Annotated in this window: 21 protein-coding genes and 1 pseudogene; 9 read left to right on the top strand and 13 right to left on the bottom strand. The window is 38.8% G+C overall.

The annotated features are described in order from the left end of the window. Nucleotides 1–79: 79 nt before the first annotated feature. From htpG to ACT3RM_RS09015, 4 genes are all read right to left on the bottom strand, one after another. A complete protein-coding gene (gene htpG, locus ACT3RM_RS09030) occupies nucleotides 80–1,993 on the bottom strand; it encodes a molecular chaperone HtpG (protein ID WP_441993165.1) in 1,914 nt (637 codons plus the stop codon). Nucleotides 1,994–2,592: 599 nt separating this feature from the next. Continuing rightward, nucleotides 2,593–3,531 (bottom strand): N-acetylglucosamine kinase, encoded by a 939-nt coding sequence (locus ACT3RM_RS09025; protein WP_441836583.1) that lies wholly within the window; start codon nucleotides 3,529–3,531, stop codon nucleotides 2,593–2,595. Between the two features lie 28 nt (nucleotides 3,532–3,559). Next, nucleotides 3,560–4,711, bottom strand: a complete 1,152-nt coding sequence (locus ACT3RM_RS09020) for an SIS domain-containing protein (protein WP_441836582.1) — start codon at nucleotides 4,709–4,711, stop codon at nucleotides 3,560–3,562. A 17-nt stretch (nucleotides 4,712–4,728) separates the two neighbouring features. Then, nucleotides 4,729–6,015: a D-tagatose-bisphosphate aldolase, class II, non-catalytic subunit gene (locus ACT3RM_RS09015; RefSeq protein ID WP_441836581.1), complete on the bottom strand. Its 1,287-nt coding sequence runs from the start codon at nucleotides 6,013–6,015 to the stop codon at nucleotides 4,729–4,731. A gap of 310 nt (nucleotides 6,016–6,325) precedes the next feature. Here ACT3RM_RS09015 and ACT3RM_RS09010 point away from each other — a divergent pair, with 310 nt between their 5' ends. The 6 genes from ACT3RM_RS09010 (at nucleotide 6,326) to agaR (ending at nucleotide 14,881) form a co-directional block, all read left to right on the top strand. Continuing rightward, nucleotides 6,326–9,064, top strand: a complete 2,739-nt coding sequence (locus ACT3RM_RS09010; protein WP_441835902.1) for a TonB-dependent receptor — start codon at nucleotides 6,326–6,328, stop codon at nucleotides 9,062–9,064. Between the two features lie 123 nt (nucleotides 9,065–9,187). Next, entirely contained in the window at nucleotides 9,188–10,072 is an 885-nt protein-coding gene (locus ACT3RM_RS09005; protein ID WP_441835901.1) for a DMT family transporter, read from the top strand. 16 nt (nucleotides 10,073–10,088) lie between these two features. Further along, nucleotides 10,089–11,183 (top strand): amidohydrolase family protein, encoded by a 1,095-nt coding sequence (locus ACT3RM_RS09000; RefSeq protein ID WP_441835900.1) that lies wholly within the window; start codon nucleotides 10,089–10,091, stop codon nucleotides 11,181–11,183. A gap of 44 nt (nucleotides 11,184–11,227) precedes the next feature. Continuing rightward, a complete protein-coding gene (locus ACT3RM_RS08995) occupies nucleotides 11,228–13,330 on the top strand; it encodes a glycoside hydrolase family 36 protein (RefSeq protein ID WP_441835899.1) in 2,103 nt (700 codons plus the stop codon). Next, a complete protein-coding gene (locus tag ACT3RM_RS08990) occupies nucleotides 13,330–13,824 on the top strand; it encodes a TlpA family protein disulfide reductase (RefSeq protein ID WP_441835898.1) in 495 nt (164 codons plus the stop codon). The genes ACT3RM_RS08995 and ACT3RM_RS08990 overlap by 1 nt, the downstream gene beginning before the upstream one ends. A gap of 286 nt (nucleotides 13,825–14,110) precedes the next feature. Further along, a complete protein-coding gene (gene agaR, locus ACT3RM_RS08985; RefSeq protein ID WP_441835897.1) occupies nucleotides 14,111–14,881 on the top strand; it encodes a transcriptional repressor AgaR in 771 nt (256 codons plus the stop codon). A 378-nt stretch (nucleotides 14,882–15,259) separates the two neighbouring features. Here the strand turns inward: agaR and ACT3RM_RS08980 are convergent. Together ACT3RM_RS08980 and ACT3RM_RS08975 are read right to left on the bottom strand one after the other, a co-directional pair. Then, a pseudogene (locus tag ACT3RM_RS08980) lies at nucleotides 15,260–15,346 on the bottom strand (ATP-binding protein); the annotation flags it as partial. A 427-nt stretch (nucleotides 15,347–15,773) separates the two neighbouring features. Next, complete coding sequence (locus ACT3RM_RS08975) at nucleotides 15,774–15,968, bottom strand: hypothetical protein (protein WP_444511362.1); 195 nt, start codon at nucleotides 15,966–15,968, stop codon at nucleotides 15,774–15,776. Nucleotides 15,969–16,818: 850 nt separating this feature from the next. Here ACT3RM_RS08975 and ACT3RM_RS08970 point away from each other — a divergent pair. Next, nucleotides 16,819–17,550: a CBM9 family sugar-binding protein gene (locus tag ACT3RM_RS08970; RefSeq protein ID WP_441835896.1), complete on the top strand. Its 732-nt coding sequence runs from the start codon at nucleotides 16,819–16,821 to the stop codon at nucleotides 17,548–17,550. Nucleotides 17,551–17,582: 32 nt separating this feature from the next. Here ACT3RM_RS08970 and ACT3RM_RS08965 read toward each other — a convergent pair whose 3' ends face one another. From ACT3RM_RS08965 to ACT3RM_RS08935, 7 genes are all read right to left on the bottom strand, one after another. Then, nucleotides 17,583–18,296 (bottom strand): RluA family pseudouridine synthase, encoded by a 714-nt coding sequence (locus ACT3RM_RS08965; RefSeq protein ID WP_441835895.1) that lies wholly within the window; start codon nucleotides 18,294–18,296, stop codon nucleotides 17,583–17,585. Nucleotides 18,297–18,397: 101 nt separating this feature from the next. Continuing rightward, a complete protein-coding gene (recR, locus tag ACT3RM_RS08960; protein WP_441836439.1) occupies nucleotides 18,398–19,006 on the bottom strand; it encodes a recombination mediator RecR in 609 nt (202 codons plus the stop codon). Between the two features lie 22 nt (nucleotides 19,007–19,028). Continuing rightward, nucleotides 19,029–19,355 (bottom strand): YbaB/EbfC family nucleoid-associated protein, encoded by a 327-nt coding sequence (locus ACT3RM_RS08955; protein WP_441836440.1) that lies wholly within the window; start codon nucleotides 19,353–19,355, stop codon nucleotides 19,029–19,031. Between the two features lie 58 nt (nucleotides 19,356–19,413). Beyond that, complete coding sequence (gene dnaX, locus ACT3RM_RS08950; protein WP_441836441.1) at nucleotides 19,414–21,804, bottom strand: DNA polymerase III subunit gamma/tau; 2,391 nt, start codon at nucleotides 21,802–21,804, stop codon at nucleotides 19,414–19,416. Between the two features lie 3 nt (nucleotides 21,805–21,807). Next, nucleotides 21,808–22,353: an adenine phosphoribosyltransferase gene (gene apt / locus ACT3RM_RS08945; RefSeq protein ID WP_441836442.1), complete on the bottom strand. Its 546-nt coding sequence runs from the start codon at nucleotides 22,351–22,353 to the stop codon at nucleotides 21,808–21,810. 226 nt (nucleotides 22,354–22,579) lie between these two features. Beyond that, a complete protein-coding gene (locus tag ACT3RM_RS08940; RefSeq protein WP_441836443.1) occupies nucleotides 22,580–22,702 on the bottom strand; it encodes a hypothetical protein in 123 nt (40 codons plus the stop codon). Nucleotides 22,703–23,058: 356 nt separating this feature from the next. Then, entirely contained in the window at nucleotides 23,059–23,208 is a 150-nt protein-coding gene (locus ACT3RM_RS08935) for a hypothetical protein (RefSeq protein WP_444511361.1), read from the bottom strand. Between the two features lie 524 nt (nucleotides 23,209–23,732). Here ACT3RM_RS08935 and ACT3RM_RS08930 point away from each other — a divergent pair. Then, on the top strand, nucleotides 23,733–24,695 hold the full coding sequence (locus tag ACT3RM_RS08930) for a tRNA-dihydrouridine synthase (protein WP_441836444.1): 963 nt from the start codon (nucleotides 23,733–23,735) through the stop codon (nucleotides 24,693–24,695). A gap of 144 nt (nucleotides 24,696–24,839) precedes the next feature. After that, nucleotides 24,840–25,103 (top strand): conjugal transfer protein TraR, encoded by a 264-nt coding sequence (locus tag ACT3RM_RS08925; protein ID WP_441836445.1) that lies wholly within the window; start codon nucleotides 24,840–24,842, stop codon nucleotides 25,101–25,103. The last annotated feature ends 32 nt before the right edge of the window (nucleotides 25,104–25,135 follow it).

Below are 25,135 nucleotides of genomic sequence, written 5' to 3'. Positions count from 1 at the left end.
ATACTAACCATCATTTGCATAATAAAAAAGGGAACCTGAGTTCCCTTTTTACATTCAACACTTATAAAAGCTGATTACTTTACTTGTTCAAATCAAGCATCAGTTTATTAAGGCGAGATACAAACCCTGCTGGGTCTTTTAATGTACCGCGCTCTGCAAGTAACGCTTGATCAAGTAATACGTGCGACCATTGGCTAAACTTATCTTCACCTTGCTCGTCATTTAAATGCTTAACAAGCTGATGATCAGGGTTCAACTCAAAAATAGGCTTCGCTTCTGGCGCAGGTTGACCCACTGACTCCATAAGCTTTTGCATTTGCGAACTCATATCATTGTCATCACTCACTACACAGGCTGGTGAGTCAGTTAAACGATGAGTAAATCGTACATCTTTTACTGCTTCACCCAACGCTGCTTTGATACGTTCAACAAGGCCAGCAACATCTTTTTCAGACTCTTCTTGGGCCTTTTTAGTTTCTTCATCATCCATTTTACCTAAATCAAGATCGCCACGGGTGATTGATTTAAACGGTTTTTCAGCAAACTCTGTTAAGTGGCTCATCATCCACTCATCAACACGGTCACTTAATAGTAAAACTTCGATACCTTTCTTACGGAAGATCTCTAAGTGCGGTGAATTTTTTGCAGTAGCAAACGAGTCTGCAACAACATAATAAATTGCATCTTGCTCTTCATCCATGCGTTCAATATATTGCTCGAGCGACACATTTTGCGTGCTTTCGTCTGTATGCGTTGACGAAAAACGTAATAGCTTAGCAATCGCTTCTTTATTTACTGAATCTTCTGCTGGCCCTTCTTTGATCACTTGACCAAATTCATTCCAGAATGTTTGGTAATCTTCAGTTTTGTTTTTAGCCATACGCTCAAGCATTTTTAATACGCGTGAGGTACAACCTTTGCGGATTGCTTGAGTTACTTTATTATCTTGTAAAATTTCCCGCGACACATTTAACGGTAAATCATTTGAATCAAGTAAACCTTTCACAAAACGTAAGTAGCTAGGCATAAACTGCTCAGCGTCATCCATTACAAATACACGTTGCACGTAAAGCTTTAAGCCACTTTGACGTTCACGGTTCCATAAGTCGAAAGGCGCTTTTTTAGGTATGTATAATAAGCTTGTATACTCTGTTTTACCTTCAACCTTATTATGGCCCCAACTTAGTGGATCTTCCCAATCATGACTTACGTGTTTGTAAAACTCTTTGTATTCGTCTTCATTTATCTCTGACTTATCACGCGTCCAAAGTGCCGTGGCTCTGTTAATACTTTCCCATGCCGCAGGCTCTGCGGGGATCTTTTCACCGTCAGGACCTTCTGACTCAGGTACTTCTGCTTTATACATTTCAACCGGAATTGAGATATGATCAGAGTATTTAGTAACGATACCACGCAGACGGTGGTCATCAGCGAACTCAGTCTCGTCTTTACGTAAGTGAAGGATTACTTCTGTACCACGACCTTCTTTTTCGATCTCTTGTAAGGTATATTCACCTTCACCTTCTGATTGCCATTCAATACCTTGGCTTTCACCTGCTTTGCGGGTGCGCACTGTCACTTTTTCAGAAACGATAAATGCTGAGTAGAAACCAACACCAAATTGACCTATTAATTTTGAATCTTTATTTTGGTCGCCAGTTAAATTTTTGAAAAATTCAGCAGTACCTGATTTTGCAATAGTACCTAAAGAGTTGATGACTTCGTCACGAGTCATACCAATACCATTATCAGAAATAGTGACGGTATTAGCTTCTTTATCGGTGCTGATACGCACTTTTAAATCGGCATCTTTTTCGTATAAATCGCCATTTGATAACGCTAAAAAGCGTAATTTGTCCGCTGCATCTGAGGCATTTGATACCAGTTCACGTAAAAATATTTCTTTATTAGAGTAAAGTGAATGGATCATTAAGTTAAGTAATTGCTTAACTTCTGTTTGAAAGCCTAGTGTTTCTTTTTGTGCTGCAGTCATTGTGTAAATCTCCAATTAGCAAAGTGTCTGCGTTATGCAACATATATGGGGTAAGGTAATAAAACTTCAAGGCAAAACAAATATATTTTTGATAAGGAAAAGTAAAAAGAAGCTATTTAATTACTCACACTGGTGTTTATTACAGGGGAATTATTATTTGAAATAGGAAACTGCCCTTTCATTATTCTTATAGCCTGCATCCGTGTAGGCTATAAAAAAATTACCTTAGGGTGTGTTGTTCTTTGTGGATTAGACTTTGTTCAATCTAGGGACGATTAACCCCAGCGCGAAGCTTTTAACCTGGCGGGCTCTATAACTGCTCCTGCACTCTTCTACTGACTGACATCAATGTAAGAATAAGTAAAAATTGAGCAAAGTTACGCATCCTGCTCACGCCGTTTACCTACATCCATGTAAGCAAAAAAGAGTCAATTGCCCCTAGAAGAACCAAAAAAGTAGCGCATGTATTGCCTTTATACTGCGCTATCGCCTATTTGTGAGGAGCAACCACACATCATAGGTTGCTTTGCGTAAATACCACACATACTGCTGTAAATTTAATTACCAAAGGTAAACACGCCCTGATCATTATTTCATTTTTATTTTATATTTTTTAAGTTAGCTAAGCGCTCAGCGTATAAAGCAGCACCAACAACGGGGGTCTGAAGTGGCTCATAAAGTTTATAGTTACACGAAAAACGCTTTAACGCATTAATAAAAGGAGACAGCACTAATGCCCCAGCATTAAACACACCGCCAGAATAAGATACCTTAACCTCTTCACCTTCAGCGAACGGTAATACTTTACGAACCCCTTCAACTATTTCAGCTAATTCGTTAGCCGCATCATCTAAAATGGCTATGGCGTATTTGTCGCCCTCTGAAGCAGCCTTACAAACTAAAGTAGAAATAGAAGCCACTTTACTTCTATCCCCATTCCAATCACTAAGCACTAACCCTGTAATATCTAGGTCACTTTCAATATCAAACGTCGTTTTTAATAAAAAGTATAGCGGCCCTTTGGCTAATCGCCCATCACTCATTTTTGTAAATACTTGCAGTCCTTTACGGCCAATCCAATAAGCAGAGCCTTCATCACTAAAAAGCTCCCCCCAACCACCACAGCGAGCATTTTGGTTATTACTCACGCCATAAGCGATTGAACCAGTCCCTGAAACAATGTTAATACCGTCAGCCCCATTAAATGCAGCAGCCCAACCATTGACCATATCATTATCACAATGATACTTATCAGAGCACATAAAGTGTGACGGCAAAGCATTAATTTCATTAATTAACTTACTGTCTTCGCCATATGCGGGTAACCCAAAAAAAGCAAAAGTAATATCACCTACTGAACCGTTCACTTGTTCAAGCAGTGCTTTAACACCGGACTCTAAAACCGATTGAGCACCGCCCAAGCCAACTTCAACATAGTAACAAGTTCCAGACTCATGGCTTGCTACTACATTATGTTCATGATCAAGTAATGCAAACGCCGTTTTTGTTCCACCGCCATCAACACCTAAATAATACATAATGTTTCTCCTGTTCAATCATCTTTGCTTATAAAGCATAGATATTTACACCTTGCACAACACGGTTTATTGTTCCAGATGAACTAGGGTTATCGGGTGTATTATTAATCGCTAAGGCATGCTCAAAACCATACATTTGCACGCAAACAATATAAGGGAAAAGCAAAAATATATCTTCTGTATTTTCCACTCCTGATAAAGACAAACATTCAAAGCCAACGTGTTCTTCACTTGCTTTTGCATCAACAACAATTATCTCACCTACTTCTGAGTCACCGGTTAGCTCAGTGAGTAAATCTAAATCATATTTACGCGTTAACGGGTGATTTGAAATAAATAATATAACGAGCGTTTTATCATTCACAATTGCTTTTGGTCCATGCCTGAACCCTAACGGAGAATCAAAGCTCGACACTGCTACACCGTCGGTAAGCTCAAGTAATTTTAATGCACCTTCTCGAGCAAGCCCTTTGAATATACCACTTCCAAGATAGATAACGCGTTCGTACTTTTTATTTGCAACTGTTTTTATTATTTGGTCATAACGCGTTATTAACGACTCTGTAGCGGCCATGCTTTTTTCAAATTGTAATTTGAAATTTTCTACCGGGCAAAAAACATACAATGCAGATAGCATCATCGAGCTAAAGCTCGACGTCATTGCAAAACTTATATCGTTTGTTTCTGGAGGCATTAATAAAGCAAATTTATTAGTGTCAGAACAGCGCTTATACAACTCGCCCTCTTCGTTACATGTAATTGCTAACTGGTAACACTCCTTGACTAGCGAATCAGCATAGTCAACAGAGGCAACACTTTCTGGGCTATTTCCTGAGCGAGCAAACGACACTAAAAGAGTTGGTATATCCGATTGAAAATAATCATGTGGATTTGATACTAAATCAGTTGTAGCTATCGCCTCTACTCGTTTACCTAACTTAGCACAAACCGCAGGAGCAATACTCTCACCAACAAAAGCAGATGTACCTGCGCCTGTAAAAATAATTCGTAAATTAGGCTTTGCTAAAATAGGTTTCAAAAATGCATCAATACTAGGCTGAACTTGTATTAAATTAGAGAGCACTTTATCCCAACATGCTGGCTGTTGTTGAATCTCTTTTGCCGTCCAATACGCGTCTTTCTCTTTTAATAAATCTTGAGAGTAGTTTAAGTAAGTCATAGATTAAGCGTCCTTTTTTAAGCGTTAACAGCTGTATTACAAGCAACAGAATACTGCTCTAATACTTGAGAGATTTTATGAAAAATTAATTCACGTATATTCATTTTTAGTTTTCCATCTTTAATAGCTTGATGCTGCTCGGGCATAAACTGGCTAAGTAGCGTTAAAGGTGGTGGAGAAAGCTGAAGATTACTAATCAATAGATCTAATGCAAAATCAACTTTTGGCGTAGGCCAATAATAACGAACTCGATCACTTAAGCTGTACTGGCAATCTAAGGCTTGTTGCTTTGCCTCAGTTGCATAATATTTTTTCCAATAGACTGGGTTTTCATGCATTGCTTCTAAGATGACACTTTTTACATTTGAGCGTGATTCTAAGTCTATCCACTCTTTTTCAATAGCATCCAAAGCCCAAACGGCTTCGCGAAGCGCGAATGTTAACCACGGACCAACCTTTAATATTGCAAAATGCCCTTTTACTAATTCACTCAAATGTCCAACGGATTGATAATCAGTTGAATGTGCTTCAAATACCATATTTTTATTTGACTCAATAAATTGACTCAATACGGCCGCTTTTTCAGGCTCGAAGGCAATCACTTTATGGTGATCAAACTCAACACCAGGCTGAACAACTAAGCCAATAATACGCTCCCAAGCATCTTTTAAGCCCACTTTAATAAACGCGTCATAATGCACATTAATTGTTTCATTCGCTGCCTCAGATGATGTAACTTCTAAGCAATCTAACCCTTCCTGCGCCCCACCAGGAACGGGCACCTCCGTACCTATAATGTAAACTGGTGGTTCACCGCCTACTTTATGCCATGCTTTTTCAGCGACAGCGCACATCCGAGCGGCACGTTTAGCAACATCAGCATCTCCTAGGGGGACAGGATCATCTGAACAAGACATTGAACAATCTAAATGAATTTTTCTAAAACCAGCACTAACATAAGCATCTATAAGCACATCTGATTTAGCCATCGCTTCTTCAGCGGATAAATCCTGCCAACAATTTGGACCTAAATGATCTCCACCCAAAATAACTTTATCAAGAGGTAAACCTACTTTATTAGCTAAAACATGGATTAGATCATAAAAATCACTCGGTGTTTTACCTGTATAACCACCATCTTGATTCACTTGATTCGACGTTGCTTCAACTATCAGATGTTCCCCCTTATTTAATGCATGCTTCATAGCAGCCTCAAGCACTAATGGGTGTGATGAACACACTGAATATAAGCCATTTTGTTTACCCATTTTATGCTGTTGAATTAAATCTTGTAATACTTTCAATTGACCTCCTAATAAAGCAATTAAAACTGAAATGTTTTTAAGAAACTGAGCTGAGTATGAAACAAACATAGAAACAAGTAAACAACTTTTAGTTTCATTTAGCTTCACTTTATAATAAAAACCATTAAAATTAAATAAAAAGATGCATTTAGATTGCAAATCAATCTCAATTGTTAATATTACTTTAATTTAATTTCATTTTATTGTCACCTTTCGTTTGACAGCGGTTTCAATGTCCTTCAATATAATTGTGCGGTTTAGTAAAATAATTTCTATATTTATTACAATAAAAAATCCACAGGTGAATATTATGAACAACAGGATCAGCTTTAAAAAAACCTTATTGACGATTGCAATATTTGGCGCATGTCATCAACAAGTGCTAGCTCAAGAAACGCAAGAAAGTAAAGACATTGAAGTAATTAGTATTACAGGTGTTCGTGGCAGTCTTGCTAAATCGTCAGATATAAAACAAGAAGCTAAATCTTTAGTTGATTCAATTGCCGCCGAAGAGTTGGGTCGGTTTCCTGATAATAATGTAGCGGATTCCCTTTCTCATATTTCGGGGATTACTGTTAGCCGTACTCGGGGTGGTGAAGCTCAATATGTAAATATTCGAGGACTCGGACCAGAGTTTAGTATTGTAACACTTAACAATCGAATTTTAGCAACCGACGATGGCGGTCGTAACTTTGCATTTGATGTACTCCCTTCTGAAATGATAAGTGGTGCGGATGTATGGAAATCGGTAGAAGCAAAAAATATAGAAGGTAGTATTGGTGGTGCTGTCAACCTTAAGTCAGCGCGTGCCTTTGATAACCCAGGCCAGCAAATGCTTTTTTCTGCCACCGCTGATTACAATGATTTATCAGAAGATACCGGTAAAAAATTAAATGCTATTTATAGTAATACATTTTCTGATGATACCGTTGGCTTCATTTTTGGCTTATCACACTCAACAGGCACTAGACGCACCGATGAGATGTTTGATAATTTCTTCTTTGGTGTCGATGATGAAATATCATACGATGTTAACAATGACGGAAATATCACTTCTGACGAAACCAACCTTGTTATGCCTGGTTCGTACGCACTAGGTGTTTATGCAACTGACTTTCAACGTACCGGTGCTACGTCTTCGATTGAATGGAAAGTATCCGATCGTTTTGAACTTGTTGCCGATGTAATGCTTACAAAACTAGAATCTGATGCAACTGGATACTCTCAGTCCTTTTATATGGCAGACGAAAGCGCTACACAAAATCGATTATCGAATATTGTTCTCGATGGTAACGTTGTAACAGCAATGGATATTGCAGATGTGTCGATGGAATTAATCACATTGGATGAACACCGAACTGTTGATACCAAAATGTTTGGCTTAAGTGGTACTTTTAATGCGACCGATGATTTAACTATTAAAGGTGATATTTACCAATCAAGTTCTGAGCGTGACTCAGGCGGTAAAAATACTTACGTTGTTGCGGGTGCGCCTGGTGCGCATACTGGTCATTACGAGTCTAATTCTGGCGGTTTACCTGATTACATTGCAAATTGGACACAAGGCAGAACATCTGACGACTTTGGCAATGACGATTTTTCACCGCACTGGGCTGCTCGTGATGGCAGCGATATTAAAGACACCGTTACCGGTGTTTCATTAGATGCGGAGCTATTTCTCGATTATGAATATATGCCAAAAGTACAGTTTGGTGCTGCGTTTACATCAAGAGATAAAACAAATGCCGCTTACGATAACTATGAACTAGGCGCTTGTAATTATTGTGGCTATCCGTTCACTTTTGGCGAAGTGGGCGCTGATGTTACCAGAGAATTCCCTTATGATGATTTCTTTGCTGGTGATTCTGCAAATATTCCCCGCTCTTTTCCAATTTTTAGTATCCCTGATTATGCAGCCGGTTTAGCGGCATCAGATGGTCAAACAATTACAGACTATTTAGGAAATGAAAGAACATTTTCCGAGAATGAGTCTGATTTGTGGTCACCTATTTTTAACCCCGTAAATTCTTATGATATTACAGAAGATACGACCGCAGTTTATGTTCAAGCCGATTTAGCCGGCGAAGAATGGTTTGCTAATGTTGGTTTACGTTGGATTGAAACCGAAGTGTCGTCTAAATATTCTTATAACTCTATCCAGTCTATACAAATCGTTAACCCCGACGCAGCGAATCCATCTTGGGATGTTACCTATTCGGATAGTGCCAACCAAGAAGCACAAGGAAGCTATAGTAAGTTGCTTCCCGCAATAAATGCGGGTTTTTACCTTAGCGAAGATCTTTTGTTACGTGGCGCATTAGCACAGTCATTATCGCGACCAACTTTAGATCAATTGGCTCCACTTACGACCGATAACGCACAGTCGGGGTTATTCACTATGGCGATTAGTGGCAACCCAAGTATTGAGCCAGTATTTTCAGATCAAGCCGATCTTTCTCTAGAGTGGTATTTTGAAGACGGTGGATTGTTAGCCGGTGCCATATTTTGGAAAGACTTGGACGGTTTTATTACAATGAATACCACTCAAGTAGAAATTGCATCCGAAATATTCCAAGTAACTCAGCCTATTAACGGCGATTCAGCAGAAGTTTTAGGTGCTGAACTAAGTGTACAGAAATTCTTCGAAAGTGGTTTTGGATTTACCGCAAGCTATGCCTATACAGACACAAGTACAACAGTCGATGGGGTAGATGCGGGTTCGTTATCAGGTGTTGCTGATAACTCATACTCTGTTTCATTCATTTATGAAGATGATAAATTCAGCACCCAAATAGCACTAGATTATACCGATGGTTACGTAACTGACCCATTTAGCCCACTTGGTGATGATTATCAAACATCTATGGATGAGCAATATATTGTTTCTGCATCAATGCAATATGACATTGACGAAAACTTTCAAGTCTTTGTTGAAGCACAAAATTTGCTTGATGAATCAAACCAAACATATCAAGGTCGAGATGATATGCCCGGCTCCATTCAACTATATGGAAGAACACTTAGCTTAGGCGTACGTGCATCTTTTTAAGTTTTAATGCTAAAAACGAATGCCTATACAAAATATATAGGCATTCGATAACAACGTTTAGATATAACTTCGCATCATTCAATACGATAAAAGCTATCACCAATATAATAAGAGATATACAAAATGCAAAAACCTTGGTTACTTTTCGCGGTCGCTGTTACCGTTATGTGGGGATTATGGGGGGCACTTACCGCAATGCTCGGAAGCGGCACTCCCTCAACAATTATTTATTCTATTTGGGCTGTGACAATGGTCATTCCTTGCGTTATCGCCCTTAAATTAGTCGGCTGGAAATTAGCAACTGATAAATACTCAATTTTACTGGGGTGTACAATTGGGTTTCTTGGCTCGGGTGGTCAAATGCTGTTATTCCATGCTGTAGATACCGGCCCTGCTTACCTTATTTTCCCCATTGTTTCATTGTCGCCACTCATCACTATCGTTTTATCTTTTTTATTACTCAAAGAACGTACTGGCAAACTAGGCACTATTGGTATTTTTTTAGCGCTAATAACACTGCCATTATTTGAATACTCACAAGGCGATGAATCAAGTACCCACAATTTAGTATGGTTCTTACTCGCTATTTCAGTAATGGCTGCATGGGGGCTACAAGCTTTTTTTATGAAGTTCTCTAATAACCATATGAACGCCGAAAGTATCTTTTTTTACATGACAATTACGGCGCTTCTATTAATTCCTGTTGCTTACTTTATGACTGATACACAGTCATTAAAAGACTTTGATTTTAGTACAATCCCATCAATTGCAAGTATTCAAATCCTAAACTCTATTGGTGCCTTATGCTTGGTTTATGCATTTCGTTATGGCAAAGCAATGGTAGTGTCGCCTTTAACAAACGCAGGTGCCCCTTTAATTTCTTCAATATTAAGTATCCTTTTTATTGGGGTTATCCCGAATGAGCTTAAGATTTTAGGCATCATACTCGCCATTATCGCAGCAATATTATTGGCTATAGAGCCTGAAAATAACAAATCTAGTAACTAATTTTTGAGAGGCTATTATGAAAAAACACATTGTCGCGATTTCTGTTCTCGCATTTTCTTTAACCGGTTGCTCAAGCGTAAGTGATAACGCTAACAGTGCACACTACACAATGAGTGATTACTATTCAGTAAATAAAATTGACGCTCATGTACATGCCAATAGCACATCTGCCGCTTTTATTGAGCAAGCGCAAAAAGATAACATAAAGTTACTATCAATAAACGTCGACTACCCCGACTTCCCTAGTATTGATAAACAAGCGAGTATTGCGGAGTTATTTTCGAAAAAATACCCGCATAATTTTTATTTCGTTACTACGTTTTCAATGCAAGGCGCAGATACCCCGCAATGGAAAAACAACGTAATTAAACGCATTGATTCAGCAGTGGATAAAGGCGCAAAAGCAGTAAAAGTATGGAAAAACATAGGGATGGACTTTAAAAACCAAAAACAAAATTTGGTAATGATTGACGATCCAATTTTCGATCCTATTTTTAACCATTTAACCAATAAAAACATTCCATTAATTGGTCATCAAGGCGAGCCTAAAAATTGCTGGTTACCTGTGAGTAAAATGACGGTAAATAATGATAAACAATATTTTGCCGCCCATCCACAATACCATATGTATTTACACCCTGAAATGCCAAGCTATGAGCAACAAATGCAAGTACGTAACAATATGCTTAATAAACACCCTGATATGCATTTTATGGGAGCACACTTAGCAAGTTTAGAGTGGAGCGTTGATGAAATAGCCTTATTTTTAGATACCTACCCAAATACAGTTGTCGATTTGGCAGCAAGAATGGGGCAAATTCAGTATCAATCAAAACTCGATAGACAGAAAGTACGTGAATTTTTTATTAAATATCAAACTCGTATTTTATATGCGACTGATTTAACTCACGATCCAGATGCTGTTGATATGCAGCTTAAAAAAGAAACTCATAAGAAATGGACTGAAGACTGGCTGTATCTAAATACGGATAAGTCATTAAGTGTGCCTGAAGTGGATGGCGATATCGTGGGTTTAGCATTACCAAAAAGCGTGATTGATAATTTATATGCTAACAACGCCATTCGTTTTTTCAATATAAGTGAAAACTAACCGTTAGCTTTGCACTTTCAATATATTATTTTAAAGGACAAATAATGAAAAAAAATTATACCTCTAACTTACTCATTTGCGCCATTAGCATTTTTTCACTTATAAGCTGTTCTAAACAAGCAATTAACTCAAATATAAACAATGATATAGTCTACACCGTAAAAACAGATGCTCTTTCTTTAGAATTTAATAATTTACTACATAGCAATATTGTCGGGAATGTAAACGGAACCCAAATAGCGTTAGGCGACATTAAGCCTAGTGAATATGTGGTGACACTTGATAAAAAAGTAATTAGCGACTTTAACTTTATTGAAAAAAAAGTGCAGCCAATAGAAAACGAATTAGGCAACGGCACTCAAGTAGAGCTAAGCGGTATATCATCACAGGGACTGCTTAAAAAAACAGTCGTGAGTGTATATAAACGTTACCCGACTATGGCATTTTTTAATGTGAGTTACACTAATACAACTGACGCTAATATTAAAATTGTAAAATGGGTTAATAACGACTACACACTTTTAGACGATAAAACAGTTCAAGCCGAGCAACCCGCTTACTGGTCTTATCAGGGCGCTTCTTATGTAGATCGAAGAGATTGGATAACCCCAATCACTCCTGGTTATAGCCAACAAAATTACATGGGCATGAACTCATCTGATTACGGCGGCGGCACTGCAATCGTTGATTTATGGCGAAAAGATATAGGTATTGCCGTCGGCCATACCGAAACATCGCCCAAATTAGTCTCATTACCACTTAATTATAGAAAAACAGATAACGGTGCAACAATTCACGTTGAGCTTGAAAAAGGAAATGAACTCAAAAAAGGTGAAACACTGAATACCATTCAAACCTTTGTAAACATCCATAATAACGATTATTACGTCACACTTAAAAACTACCGCAAAGTAATGGCTGATAAAGGGTTAAAAATGGCTGATGTACCCGACTCAGCATACGAACCTATTTGGTGTGCGTGGGGTTACGATCGTAACTTTGATGTAAATGAAGTGCTTGGTACATTAGAAACCGCTAAAAAAATGGGCTTAGAATGGGCTGTTCTCGATGATGGTTGGCAAACAGCTGAAGGAGATTGGTACTTAGATCGTAAAAAGTTTCCCAATGGCGATGAAGATATGAAAGCCTTTGTATCCAAAATAAACGAAGCCGGGCTAAAAGCAAAATTATGGTGGGCTCCTTTAGCGGTAGATCCTGGCACCGACTTATTACACGAACACACCGATATGTTATTACTTGATGAAAACGGAGCTGCTCAAGACGTAACATGGTGGAATAGTTTTTACCTTTGCCCTGCCTACAAAGACACAATTGAGCACAGTAAAGCACTTGTTCGCAAAATGCTGGGGGAATGGGGATATGAAGGACTCAAAATTGACGGACACCACCTCAACGGCGTTGCACCTTGTTATAACCCTGCACACAATCATGAACACCCAGAAGAGTCTGTAGAAAAGTTAGCTGAGTATTGGGAAGAAATATTTAAAACAGCAAAAGAAGTAAACCCCGATGCGGTGATTGAAATTTGTCCTTGCGGCACATCGTACGCTTTCCATAACTTGCCCTATATGAATCAGACTGTTAGCTCAGACCCATTATCGTCTTGGCAAATACGCCACAAAGGAAAGACGCTAAAAGGTTTAATGGGCGAATCGTCACCTTATTATGGAGATCATGTTGAACTTAGCGATAATGCCAATGACTTCGCATCATCTGTTGGTATTGGAGGTATTATTGGCACAAAATTTACCATGCCTAACTCAACAGGTATTGCCGCTGAGTTTGCCTTAGATAAAGAAACAGAACAAACATGGAAAAAATGGATTGATATATATAAAGAAAAAATGCTACCGAAAGGTATCTATTTAGGGGAGCTATACGATATTGGTTTTGACCTCCCAGAAACCCATGCAATACAAAAAGGCGCTAATATGTACTACGCATTTTATGCCGATAGCTGGGGTGGCGAAGTAGAACTAAGAGGGTTAGAACAAGGCGAGTATCAAATAAAAGATTATGTGAATAATAAAATTTTAGGCACAGTCTCAGGGGCCAGCGCTAAATTAAAGACTCAATTTAAAGGTTACTTGTTATTAGAGTTGACGCCAACAAAGGCGGTTAATTAATGAAGCCAATTATCTATTTATTGTTGTACATAGGATGCTCTTTTTGTGTAGCTCAGCCGTTAGCGGTAAAAGAAACTGCTCCAGCATTTTCTTTACCGTTATTAAACAATGAACACACGATCACCCTATCTGATTATAAAGGCAAAGTAGTGTATGTTGATTTTTGGGCGTCATGGTGCGTACCATGTCGCCGCTCATTCCCTTTTTTAAATGCGCTACGAAAAGAGTATGCAGACAAAGGCTTTGAGGTAATTGCAATAAACTTAGAGCAAGAGTCAGAGGCCGCTAATGCGTTTTTAGCTCAACACCCCGTTTCATACCCTGTTGTAGCTGGCTATAACAGTACAGTGGGCACTGATTACGAAATTATAGCTATGCCAACAGCCTATATAATAGGAAAAAATGGAAACATAAGGGTTAAACATATGGGGTTTAATCCCGCACAAAAAGATTATCTTGAGGCCGTTGTCGACAAACTCGTTTCAGAATTTTAACGAAGGGTTCAAAATAAAAATTATTAAATAAAACGATATTTTTTTATGACTTCTTTTTAATAAAAGCCACTCATATCTTGAGTGGCTTTTACATTAAATAAGCTTCCCCCTTTTGTTGATACATTTGAATAGATAGGTAGGCTAATCACGCTATACTTTAATTTATAGCGTATATTATTTTTTAATTATTTATAAAACCGAAAGGCTTTATTGGTAATAATGTTTCATTTCATATATAATTATGCTTCATTATTTAGGTTTGAAACTTTTTTATAAAAGGGAAATTATGCGCGACACCAGCCAAAGACGTGAGCAAATTAGTCGAATGTTAAAGGAAACAGGCAGCGTACAAGTCCCTCACCTCGCAGAGAAATATGACGTATCAACCGTTACAATAAGAAAAGACCTGCGATTTTTAGAGCAGCAAGGTATTGCTGCTCGTTCATACGGCGGGGCAATGCTGAAAGAAAAAAATGTAATTGAAACCGAACTCGCCATAGACCGGAAACAAACACTCCATGCTGAAGAAAAACTCAGTATTGGTAAAGCCGCTGCCCAACTAATTAACTCTGATGATTCAATCATTTTAGATTCGGGATCTACCACCATTCAAATTGCGGCGCACTTAAAAGATAAAGAAAATTTGACCATTATTACTAATGGTTTAAATGTTGTGAATAAGCTGTCGGTATATGACGAAGTAGACGTTATGTTACTTGGCGGTACATTAAGACGTAAAAATATGTCTTTTTTTGGTAGCTCAGCTGAAAAGTGCTTAGAAGATTTACATGTTGATAAACTATTCTTAGGCGTTGATGGTTTTCATATGGAACGCGGCATTACCACACACTTTGAGGCTGAAGCATTGTTAAATAGAGTGATGTGTAAAATCGCGTCTGAAATAATAATTGTTACTGATTCATCTAAGTTCGAACATGTTTGCCTACATAAAATTCTTGAACCGGCAGCAGTCACTACAGTGGTTACCGACAGCAATATACCCAACAATTATTTAGAGGGGCTTGAACGCCTTGGTATTAAAGTAATAATCGCTTAATGATTATTACTTTAAATAATTAAAACGAACAAGGGCATTGACCATGAATACGTTTTTCGCTGGTTGGATGTTCAAAATGTAACTCGCTCGCATGAATAATAAACGCGAAGCCATCGCTTTAGCCAGTGCTACAATGAACTAACACATCACGTTAACCAATGGCGCCTCCCCTCGTTGTTAAAACAAAACAAGCTATGCGTGGTGTTCGCTTGTTAATCACAGCAGGCGTTGTTTCTTAACTGGCAGTTTTTCGTGCTTCGATAACCATTCTGAATCAATGATTTTATGCCAAGTATCAACAGCAACCAAAAAAGTGAATCACTCCACCATTTGAACAATGATCCACTATTTATTAAAGTTTTACATTAATCAGATTTGTTACTTTTCTTTGATCCTGTAACTCTCACCCTTAATTTGATCAATATATGAGTGATGAAAAATTCTATCTAACATAGCTGATGTTGGCGCTGTATCATTCGCAAAATGTTACATTGTCATAAAAAAATCAGTTTGTTGACCTTACAACTTAAACATATCATCCATGGCTTGAAGTATGAGAAGTACAAGCACAACTAAAATGTTTATTAAGAATAACGAAATGAGCCTTCCATCCAGTATGTATTACACAAAAAATAAGTAGTCGCTATGGAGGGCATTACCCCTGGATATTTACAAGGACAAGTATACCGCGGGGAATTTATATCACCAGCCCATTATGGGAAGCCAAACCGTTGGTTAAAGCCTACTATAGATAGATGCTATGAGAGATTAAATCAGCAGGCTGCTCTTTTTTTAGCATACCCACCCACTTATCAATCCATTCGTATTTTCTTCTTACAGTAATAGGCGATTATCTAAATCAAAGTCCGACTTATGCGCCGTATCGAGTGTATTAATACGACAGCCAAAAACCATAGCGCACCGTAAAGCCCCTATTTCTATCAGTTAAGGCTAGCTGATCAACGTTACTCCAAATTAACCGACACTCATTAAGCGGTAAATGAGGCTCTCTTGGCTTATCGTCATTAGCAAAATCACTAGGGCGTAAAGCTTCAAATTCAGAATTAGATATATAACCTTGTCGCAAGAAAAATCTAAGGGCCGATCTAAGTTCAATGATCGAGTTAAACGCAAATCCTTCGCCCCTGCACGTCGCCAAGTTTTCATCATTCATGGATTTAAGCAATACTGAAAAGTGATGTTTATCTCTGATATATATTGCTCGCGCAAATCACCGTTTATACATGATGTTATCCTGTTTAATATCTCGCATCATTAAACATTAGAACTTGTACCAGTTGATACCATGGATCATGCACTGGACTTTCATTTTCTGACACTCTCTTCACGAGGTATCGCTAAAGTCTTTGCTAGATAAGTGCCTATTTTGTAGCGAACAGGTTTGTCCGTTAATGCTCTTTAACTTCGCAGCCGTTATATTCATTGGCTTTTAACTTCATTTGTGTCCCAAAGTATTAATTATAAAATGATGCTACACGGCGTGGTACGCAATTCTCACGGGTATTATTAGTTTTTATTCGGTGATAGACAGCGATAGGTGGCGTCAAGATGATGGTAAACTATTGTTTTATATTTTTTAAAAAGCATTATTTTGGGATAGAAATTAATAACGGAGATTGACTGGATTTAGTGGTTTATTAAGTTAAGTAATTGCTTAACTTCTGTTTGAAAGCCTAGCGTTTCTTTTTTGCTGCAGTCATTGTGTAAACCTCCAATCAGCAAAGTGTCTGGGTTATGTAATATATACCGGGTAAGGTTTGCTAACTTCCAGAAAAAATTTAAAAACCACTGAGGTTAATATTCACACTTAGACAATATTAACGCAAACCATGCCCTCGTTTAGATTTTATTACTATCGTGAAAAAATAGTCGTAATCTGTTAACTTAAATAATTTATAAAATAAGCGAGTAAGAACATGAGCATAAAGTTATTAGCAGCCTCACTTTTATTTAGTAGCCAAGTGATGGCGCAACAGGCAAATTACACCGATACTCCGATTGTCATTGATGGAGTCACTGACGCTGCTTGGCAACATGCAGATTGGCACGCGATGCCACATTTAATGGATGGCGTACTTCCTTCTAAAACAGATTTCAGTGGTAAATACCGGCTATTGTGGGATGAAAATTACCTTTATTTACAAGCGATTATTGTTGATGATGTCTTAATTGATTCCCATGCTAACCCTATTGATAAATATTGGGATGATGATGCACTAGAAATATTTATAGATAGCGACGCTTCGGGTGGAAACCATCAATACAATCACACTGCTTTTGCTTATCACATCGGTTTAGATAATCAGGCTGCTGATTTTGGCCCAGATAAAAAACCACACTTATACACTGATCATCTTATTAGTAATTGGAAGCGCGACCCCAAAACCCCTAACAACATTATTTGGGAGGTTGCAATTAAGCTCTACGTTGATAATTATAAGCAAGACGGCGAAAACACACCACTGACGATAACTGCTGATAAAGTAATTGGTTTTATGCTCGCATACTGTGATAACGACGGCAGCGACGTAAGAGAGCACTTTATGGGCTCCCATAAAATTGAGCCTGTTAAGGGAAGTCGTAATCTTGGCTTTATTGATGCTGATGTATTTGGTGAAGTCACTTTAGTTAGTAAAAAGCAAGATTGACATAACTCAAGAAGAGATATGCCTACGGAATATTAAAATGAGCATGGGCACTGCCCGTGCATCTGTTGGTTATTTTTTGGGTGCTGAAAGTAAATATCGCTGGCATGTAATAATAAACGCGAAGCCATCGCTTCACTTTGTGCGCTTTTATACAAATCGCAACCTAAAATAGCGTGGCCTAGCCTCAAGCTGTGTATTCGTAATTGGTGAGTACGCCCCGTATGCGGGTTATAACGTACCAAGCAGCGCTTAGGATTTTCTAAGCGCTGCAACACTTTATACTCACTGCTGGCGTGTTTTCCTTGGATATGACAAATCTTAACTTTTGGGAAAAGTTCCTTATCTTTAGCAATTGGCGCACTGAATACTCCTTCATCATCATTAAGCCATCCTTCAAGCACTGCCACGTAACTTTTTTTTACCTTACGTGCTTGAAATTGTTTATTAAGATGACTTGCCGACTCATTATTAAGCGCCACAACCATAATACCTGAGGTACCAAAATCTAACCTATGGGGGAGCTTAGCATTAACAAAAGACGGCGTTCTTCCCGCTTGCCCGTGCACCAAACGATAATGCACTGAATCCCAATTAAGCAGGTTCTTCCCTGACAAGCTAAACAGCCCACTGGGTTTATTAATAAGTAATATATCATCATCTTGATAGAGTATTTCTATAAAGTCATCACACGCAGGAGCAACAAAGTTATCGGTAATGGTAGCAGATTTAGCTTCATCGGAAGGCATGACTACCCCTTGAGGTTATAAGCTCAACACTATAAATTTTAGACTACAAAAAAGCCTGCATAAATAAGTGCAGGCTTTTAGTTAAGTTGTGGGTAAGTTTATTATTCTTGGCTAACGATACGACGACCATTAAAGGCATGTGTAAGTGTCATGCCATCCAATAAATCAAGCTCCCCACCAACCGGTATACCATGGGCAATGCGTGACGCGCCCACTTGATATTTATGGCAAAGCTGGGCAATAAAATGCGCTGTAGTTTCGCCTTCAACACTTGGGTTAGTGGCTAAAATCACTTCATTTACTGCGCCCTGCTTTAATTGACGTTCAAGCACATCAAGGCCAATTTCATTGGGCCCAATACCATCAATGGGTGATAAGTGCCCCATTAGAACAAAATATAGCCCTTTATATTGGCCTGTTTGTTCAATTGCGAGTACATCAGTTGGCGACTCAACAACACACAATAGACCACTGTCTTGGCGTTTATTGCTTAAGCAAATTTCGCATTGCGGTTGCTCACAAAAAGTACGACACGTTTGGCAATGCCCGACGGCAGTCATCGCTTTAGTCAGTGCTTGACCCAACTGCGTGCCGCCACGTCGATCGCGTTCCAGTAAGTGAAACGCAATACGCTGCGCAGATTTAGGCCCAATGCCCGGCTGACATCGTAGCGCATCAATAAGCGTAGTGAGTGAAGGTGATAATTGCATTATCTAGCTATTCAACCTTGTGTTAGAACGGCATTTTCATACCTGGTGGCAATTCCATACCGCCAGTTACTTTACTCATGCGCTCTTGTGTTTCATCTGCAACACGGCGGACTGCGTCATTACAAGCCGCTGCTAGTAAGTCTTCAATCATGTCTTTATCGTCTTCCATTAGGCTTTGATCAAGTTCAACACGACGTACATTGTGATTACCAAGCATAGTTACTTTTACAAGACCGGCACCCGCTTCACCAACAACTTCCATGCTGGCAATTTCATTTTGGGTTTTTTGCATGCGCTCTTGCATTTCCTGCGCTTGCTTCATCATATTACCCATTCCACCTTTAAACATAATTCTCTCTCTTTCTAAAATACTTAGTTGGCTTGAAGATAAGGGCTATTGTAGTGAATTACAATGCCTGAATACTGTTTTCGTCAATTTCTGCGCTAAATAATTGCTTAAACTGGATGATATTGTTGTCTGAATTAATCACATCTATCGCTTGTTGATATCGACCAGCATCAATTTTTTGCTGAATTAAAAATGGCGAATCAATGACTCCTTGAGCAAACTCAATGGTCAGCTCAACATTACGGTTGTATATTTCGCTTAGTGCAGCATCTAGCTTTTGTCTAAGTACCGGACTATCTAAATGTTTTTGCGACGAGTCAACACTAATGCGTAGTTGTAGGTCATTTTTGTTAAAAATAGAATGCAGCGCAAATTGGCGCATTCGGCCACCAAGCCCCATTCGTTTAATTAAATATGCCCATTCATCTTGTTCGTGAGCAAACTTAATACTGCTTATCGGGCTTTCAAAGTCATCAGGCACAGGTATTTGTGGTTCTGCCTCTACTTTATTCACGGTTTTTTGCGGGTTAATTTGCTCAAGTAACTCTGTCGCTAAATTCTCAGTGATAGTTTGATGTTTTTGCTTAAAATCAACTTTAGCTGTTTTATTCGCTATTGGTTTTTGTACTGCCCCTTTTTGTTGGGGTTGTAGCTTTTTTGGCGAAGGGTCCTCAGATTCAGTGCTTGCTTGAATTGACGTAGGTTCAATTTTAGCACCTGATAAAGTACCTGTACCTGATATATTTCTATCACGTAATATGCGGGCAATAGCAGATTGTGCTTGCGCCTCTTTTTGTGCAACGTCACCACCTGCAAACTGCACTGGCGAATTAGCAGGCGAAACCGTTTCGGTTTCCAAATTATGCGGTTCAGCATTTTGAGATTCAGTTTCGGACCATCCATGAAGGTTACTATCATGAGCTTGTGGCTCAGAGTCAGTTTCATTCTTTCCTGGCTGTTGCTGAAAACCTTGCTCTGTCGCTTGGCTCATCACATCATCAAATTGCGACGCAATCGTTGCTTCATCAATACTTGGCGATGATTCAGATAATGATTCATTAGCTTCGATATCAGTTTCATTGTCACTATTCGCAACGTTGTTAGCTTGATAATTATCAGCGATTTGCACATCATTTACTTGAGCATGAGCATGAGCATGAGCAATATCATGTACTTGCTGAGTATTTATAGAGACAGATTCATTACTCGTTGGCGCTTTATTTTGGTCAGCTTTATGTACATCTATGTCGTTAGATTGCGGTTTAGTTTTATTAATAATGTCGCGCAGTGAGCTTGCACGTTGTTGTTTTACTTCCACACTTTGCTGCAGACTGTTATTGTTTATGGGTGCTTGAGCAAACTGCTCGCTCGGTTCAAACGCAAGTAAACGCAGTAGCACCATTTCAAAACCAAGTCGTGGTTCTGGCGCCCAGTGTAGGTCTTTTTTTCCGTTCAATAATAACTGATAATACACTTGAATCTGCTTAGCATCACAACTTGCAGCTACCTGCTCTACAAATTCTTGATTATGTTCATCAAGCTCAGCTGCACTAGGGACTAACTGAGTAAGCTGAATAACATGTGTCAGTGCGATTAAGTCATCTAACAAGGCAGGATAGTTTGGACTTTTAGTAGCCACTGCCGCTATTTCATCAAGTAATGTTTTACCGTCTTGAGCGAGTAAAGCTGCCAACATATGCTGACTATAATGGGTATCCATTAATCCGAGCATGGCCTGCACGGCTTGATGATTAATATCGCCGTTAGTCTGTGCAATAGCTTGGTCAGTTAAGCTTAGTGCGTCACGCATACTGCCATCTGCAGATTTGGCAATAATTTGCAGCGCTTGACTGTCGTAACTCAACTTTTCTTCGTGAAGTACAAATTCAAGCTGTTGTTTAATTTCTGGTTGTGATATCGCATTTAAATTAAATTGTAGGCATCGCGATAAAATAGTGACAGGTAGTTTTTGTGGATCCGTGGTAGCGAGTAAAAATTTTACATGCTCTGGAGGCTCTTCCAACGTTTTTAATAATGCGTTAAAGCTATGCTTTGAGAGCATATGTACTTCATCAATCAAGTACACTTTGTAACGACCACGAGTTGGTGCATATTGAACGTTATCAAGGATTTCCCGAGTGTCTTCCACCTTGGTACGTGACGCCGCATCGATTTCTAATAAATCAATATAACGCCCAGCCTCAATATCAGTACAACTACTGCATTTTCCACACGGATCAGCAGAAATACCTTCATCACAATTAAGACTTTTGGCAAAAATACGCGCAATCGTGGTTTTACCTACGCCTCGGGTCCCGGTGAATAAATAAGCGTGGTGCAGTCTGTTTTGTGTCAACGCATTAATTAGCGCTTGTCTCACATGAGACTGACCGACCAATTGGTGAAAGGTCTGTGGTCGCCATTTTCTCGCTAGGACCTGATAACTCATGAATTATTCGCCTTCGAATTCAACCAACTTTAAAATATTAACGCCCATTTTTTCAATACGTTGTTCACCACCAAGCTCTGGTAATGACACAACAAATGCCGCGTCTGTGGCATTGCCACCTAACTTATTAACTAATTTAATAGTGGCTTCAATCGTACCACCTGTTGCTAATAAGTCATCAACTAATAATACTTTATCACCTTTAACTATAGCGTCGGTATGCAGTTCAAGCACGTCGTCACCATACTCCAATTGGTAATCTTGTGAGATCACTTCACGTGGTAACTTACCTGGCTTTCTTACAGGAATGAACGGGATGCCTAATGCATAGGATAATGGTGCACCAAAGATAAAACCACGAGATTCAGTGCCAATGATTTTGGTGAATCCTTGATTTTTGTAGGCATCAATAAAAGCATTAATAGTTGCCTGAAAAGCAGATGGATTTGCCATTAGAGTAGTGACATCGCGAAATAAAATACCCGCCTTTGGGTAATCCACAATAGTAGTAATGCTATCTTTAATAATTGCTGGCGTTGCTTGAGTCATAATTTGAACTGCTCAAATAGTTAATATTACAAAGCAGGTAATTATAACACTAGATAAATCGGTTGTCGGTAAGAAGTTATTAAAATTAGTAATATACCCAAGGAACTGCCATTGTTGCAAAGTAACTTCTCGATAATAAGCCTCTGTGAAGCGCTAAATTCTGCATTTTAAGGTGACTCGGGTATATTAGGTCGCAACAACAACCTATCAATTTACATAAAGCAAATTAAGATAAAGTGGTGATCCAACCTAAAATAGCATTGAGACAACCTATACCAACAAAAACCGCTAAAAAAGCGATGAAGTACATAACGTTAAACGGATCTTTAAAATCTTTATCATCTGACATTTTTACTACCTTTTATTAAGCACGATAATTCGCCGCATATAATAGACGATGTCAGGCTATGTATAAAGGTTTTAAGCTTGATTTTTGTCACTCTTACACCACGTTCGGCCATTGCTGTTAGGATAACTAATGTACCTTGTTGTAATTATTCATCAGTAAACTGAGGTGCATGTTGCGCTACCTGAAACACACTTCATTAAGAGTAAAATCATCGGCGTTTCAATAATCCCCAATAATAAAGCTTTCATGCCACTAGGGGTTAGAAATTGTATCTTATCGCCATTATCACGATATATTATAAAGTAACTAGATTGCTCTGATGGTGCGTCAGCTGCACGGTAAATTGATAACTTAAGTTACGTGGTATTTGCTAAATAGAGCCATTGTGAAGTGATTGCGATAAGGCTTATAGGCAATTCATTTTCAGTCATTTCCTGACCCGGAGCTGTGTAGTAAGATACATTTTCAATCACTGAAGATCTTTTGCTGTATACGCGATACATCATGGACGACAACCTCTTTAGTAATGGTTTTTTTATGTGTTTTTATTACTACTGCGGACTATTAGTATAAAGGCCTCACGGCACTAACTAATTTACTATACTAAATCACAAAATAAGCTGATTAGCTGCGCTTTGTGTCGTTTTTCTCTTCGGCGCATTGCACTCCCTTCACTTAACTTCTGTAGCGTCAACTTGATACTCAGTACCATTTATGGAACTAAAATGGGCTAACTTGTGCATTTTTTGCTGTAAAGCATGCTGTACCGATAACAACTGCTCTTAATATCAATGCGGTTGAATTATCTTTAACTATGTTTATTTTAATCACTCTCAGTAAACAACTAGCCTTAACTAAAACAGTATATTTCACGAATTTTAAAATAAATTTCTTTATCGTAAATTAACTATGGTTGTTAAAGCCAATTAACGAGAAGAAATACATTTAATGACCAAAGGTGCTTACTTGAGATAACAGTATTATCAGAGTAAACTACGCGCCCTTTCCAGTCTTTAATTGAGCCTTGTTGATGAAATTAGTGTTAGCGCCGATGGAAGGTGTTGTCGATTTTAAAATGCGCCAATTACTTACTGATATCGGTGGCTTTGATTTATGTGTTACCGAGTTTGTCCGGGTTGTGGATTTATGTTTACCTGAGCGAGTATTTTACCGCTACTGTCCCGAACTCCATAACAATGGTTTCACTCGTTCAGGCACACCTGTAAGGATTCAGTTACTAGGTCAAATCCCTAACGTGCTGGCTGAGAATGCAGTAAAGGCCATAAAACTTGGTTCCCATGGCATTGATTTAAACTTTGGCTGCCCTGCCAAAACAGTTAACCGAAGTAAAGGCGGTGCTGTGCTGTTAAAAGATCCCGAGCACATGTACCAAATAATAAAAACTGTTCGTGATGCAGTGGCTGACGAGCATAATGTCAGTGCTAAAATCCGCTTAGGCTTTGATGATGATAGCAACAGCCAAGAAATTTTTGATGCCGTTGTCAGTGCTGGGGCTTCAAGTATTGCTATTCATGCTCGTACTAAACGAGATGGTTATAACCCTCCTGCATACTGGGAAAAGATCCCACCTCTAATTAAAGATAAAGATATTTCCGTCATCGCCAATGGCGAAATTTGGCAAGTGAACGATGCTCTACTGTGTCAAAAGCGAAGCGGCTGCAGCGATTTAATGCTGGGTCGCGGAGCGTTATCGCATCCTGACTTAGCTAAAAAAATTAAGGCGCATATCAACAATGAAGACTACCAAGCGTTGCAATGGGAACATATTTTATATCATATAATTCACTCTTCAATGCATCACGATCCAAGTAAAGACGAAAAGTATTTTGCTTCTCGTACAAAGCAATGGCTAGGCTATTTAAAACGGCAATATCCGCAAGCAGACACGCTTTTTGATGAAATAAGGCGTCTTAAAAGCAAAAAAGACGTTGCAAGCGTTTTAAAAATATATGCCAAAGCCCCTATTCTTTGATGCAAGTCATGGTGACAAACCAGCAACTGATAAATAATCCCTCCTCAACAGCGATGAGGGTTCACCATGTTAAATCACACTAATCATTACCACCTGCAAGTTTGCAATGAGCTTACGAGCATAAGGTGTCAACTACTGAAAAGATTGCATACATCGTCAGAGACAGCTCACCACACGATATTAGCACTCATACACGATGCCGAACCTTCACTTTGGATTGAATTACTCGCTAATAAAGTTGGCCCGGAATACCAACCACTTATTGCCCGGTTAAATACTCTGGAAGCAGCATTGAGTCAGATTGAAATTGGCCAGTATGGATACTGTTGTGATTGCGAAGAAAAAATAGATGAGCAAACCCTCAATCTCGATCCCGCTGCGCAGCGTTGCCAATGCTGCCAACGGTAATCTTGCTAATTAAAACCTCAGTTTAATACTAA

Source organism: Pseudoalteromonas sp. AOP7-A1-14, from assembly GCF_052376275.1.
In the GTDB taxonomy this organism is placed as follows: Bacteria; Pseudomonadota; Gammaproteobacteria; order Enterobacterales; family Alteromonadaceae; genus Pseudoalteromonas.
The sequence above is the reverse complement of the archived record's forward strand: the minus strand, read 5'-3'. Positions and strand labels throughout refer to the sequence as shown.

Excerpts from the sequence above, each read along its gene's own strand:
- ACT3RM_RS08995 (WP_441835899.1), top strand. The coding sequence starts at position 11,228 with ATGAAAAAAAATTATACCTCTAACTTACTCATTTGCGCCATTAGCATT.
- agaR (WP_441835897.1), top strand. The coding sequence starts at position 14,111 with ATGCGCGACACCAGCCAAAGACGTGAGCAAATTAGTCGAATGTTAAAG.
- ACT3RM_RS08970 (WP_441835896.1), top strand. The coding sequence starts at position 16,819 with ATGAGCATAAAGTTATTAGCAGCCTCACTTTTATTTAGTAGCCAAGTG.
- recR (WP_441836439.1), bottom strand. The coding sequence starts at position 19,006 with ATGCAATTATCACCTTCACTCACTACGCTTATTGATGCGCTACGATGT.
- ACT3RM_RS08965 (WP_441835895.1), bottom strand. The coding sequence starts at position 18,296 with ATGCCTTCCGATGAAGCTAAATCTGCTACCATTACCGATAACTTTGTT.
- ACT3RM_RS09000 (WP_441835900.1), top strand. The coding sequence starts at position 10,089 with ATGAAAAAACACATTGTCGCGATTTCTGTTCTCGCATTTTCTTTAACC.
- ACT3RM_RS09005 (WP_441835901.1), top strand. The coding sequence starts at position 9,188 with ATGCAAAAACCTTGGTTACTTTTCGCGGTCGCTGTTACCGTTATGTGG.
- ACT3RM_RS08990 (WP_441835898.1), top strand. The coding sequence starts at position 13,330 with ATGAAGCCAATTATCTATTTATTGTTGTACATAGGATGCTCTTTTTGT.
- ACT3RM_RS09025 (WP_441836583.1), bottom strand. The coding sequence starts at position 3,531 with ATGTATTATTTAGGTGTTGATGGCGGTGGAACAAAAACGGCGTTTGCA.
- ACT3RM_RS09010 (WP_441835902.1), top strand. The coding sequence starts at position 6,326 with ATGAACAACAGGATCAGCTTTAAAAAAACCTTATTGACGATTGCAATA.
- apt (WP_441836442.1), bottom strand. The coding sequence starts at position 22,353 with ATGACTCAAGCAACGCCAGCAATTATTAAAGATAGCATTACTACTATT.
- ACT3RM_RS08955 (WP_441836440.1), bottom strand. The coding sequence starts at position 19,355 with ATGTTTAAAGGTGGAATGGGTAATATGATGAAGCAAGCGCAGGAAATG.
- ACT3RM_RS08930 (WP_441836444.1), top strand. The coding sequence starts at position 23,733 with ATGAAATTAGTGTTAGCGCCGATGGAAGGTGTTGTCGATTTTAAAATG.
- ACT3RM_RS09020 (WP_441836582.1), bottom strand. The coding sequence starts at position 4,711 with ATGACTTACTTAAACTACTCTCAAGATTTATTAAAAGAGAAAGACGCG.
- ACT3RM_RS08935 (WP_444511361.1), bottom strand. The coding sequence starts at position 23,208 with ATGATGTATCGCGTATACAGCAAAAGATCTTCAGTGATTGAAAATGTA.
- dnaX (WP_441836441.1), bottom strand. The coding sequence starts at position 21,804 with ATGAGTTATCAGGTCCTAGCGAGAAAATGGCGACCACAGACCTTTCAC.
- ACT3RM_RS08940 (WP_441836443.1), bottom strand. The coding sequence starts at position 22,702 with ATGTCAGATGATAAAGATTTTAAAGATCCGTTTAACGTTATGTACTTC.
- htpG (WP_441993165.1), bottom strand. The coding sequence starts at position 1,993 with ATGACTGCAGCACAAAAAGAAACACTAGGCTTTCAAACAGAAGTTAAG.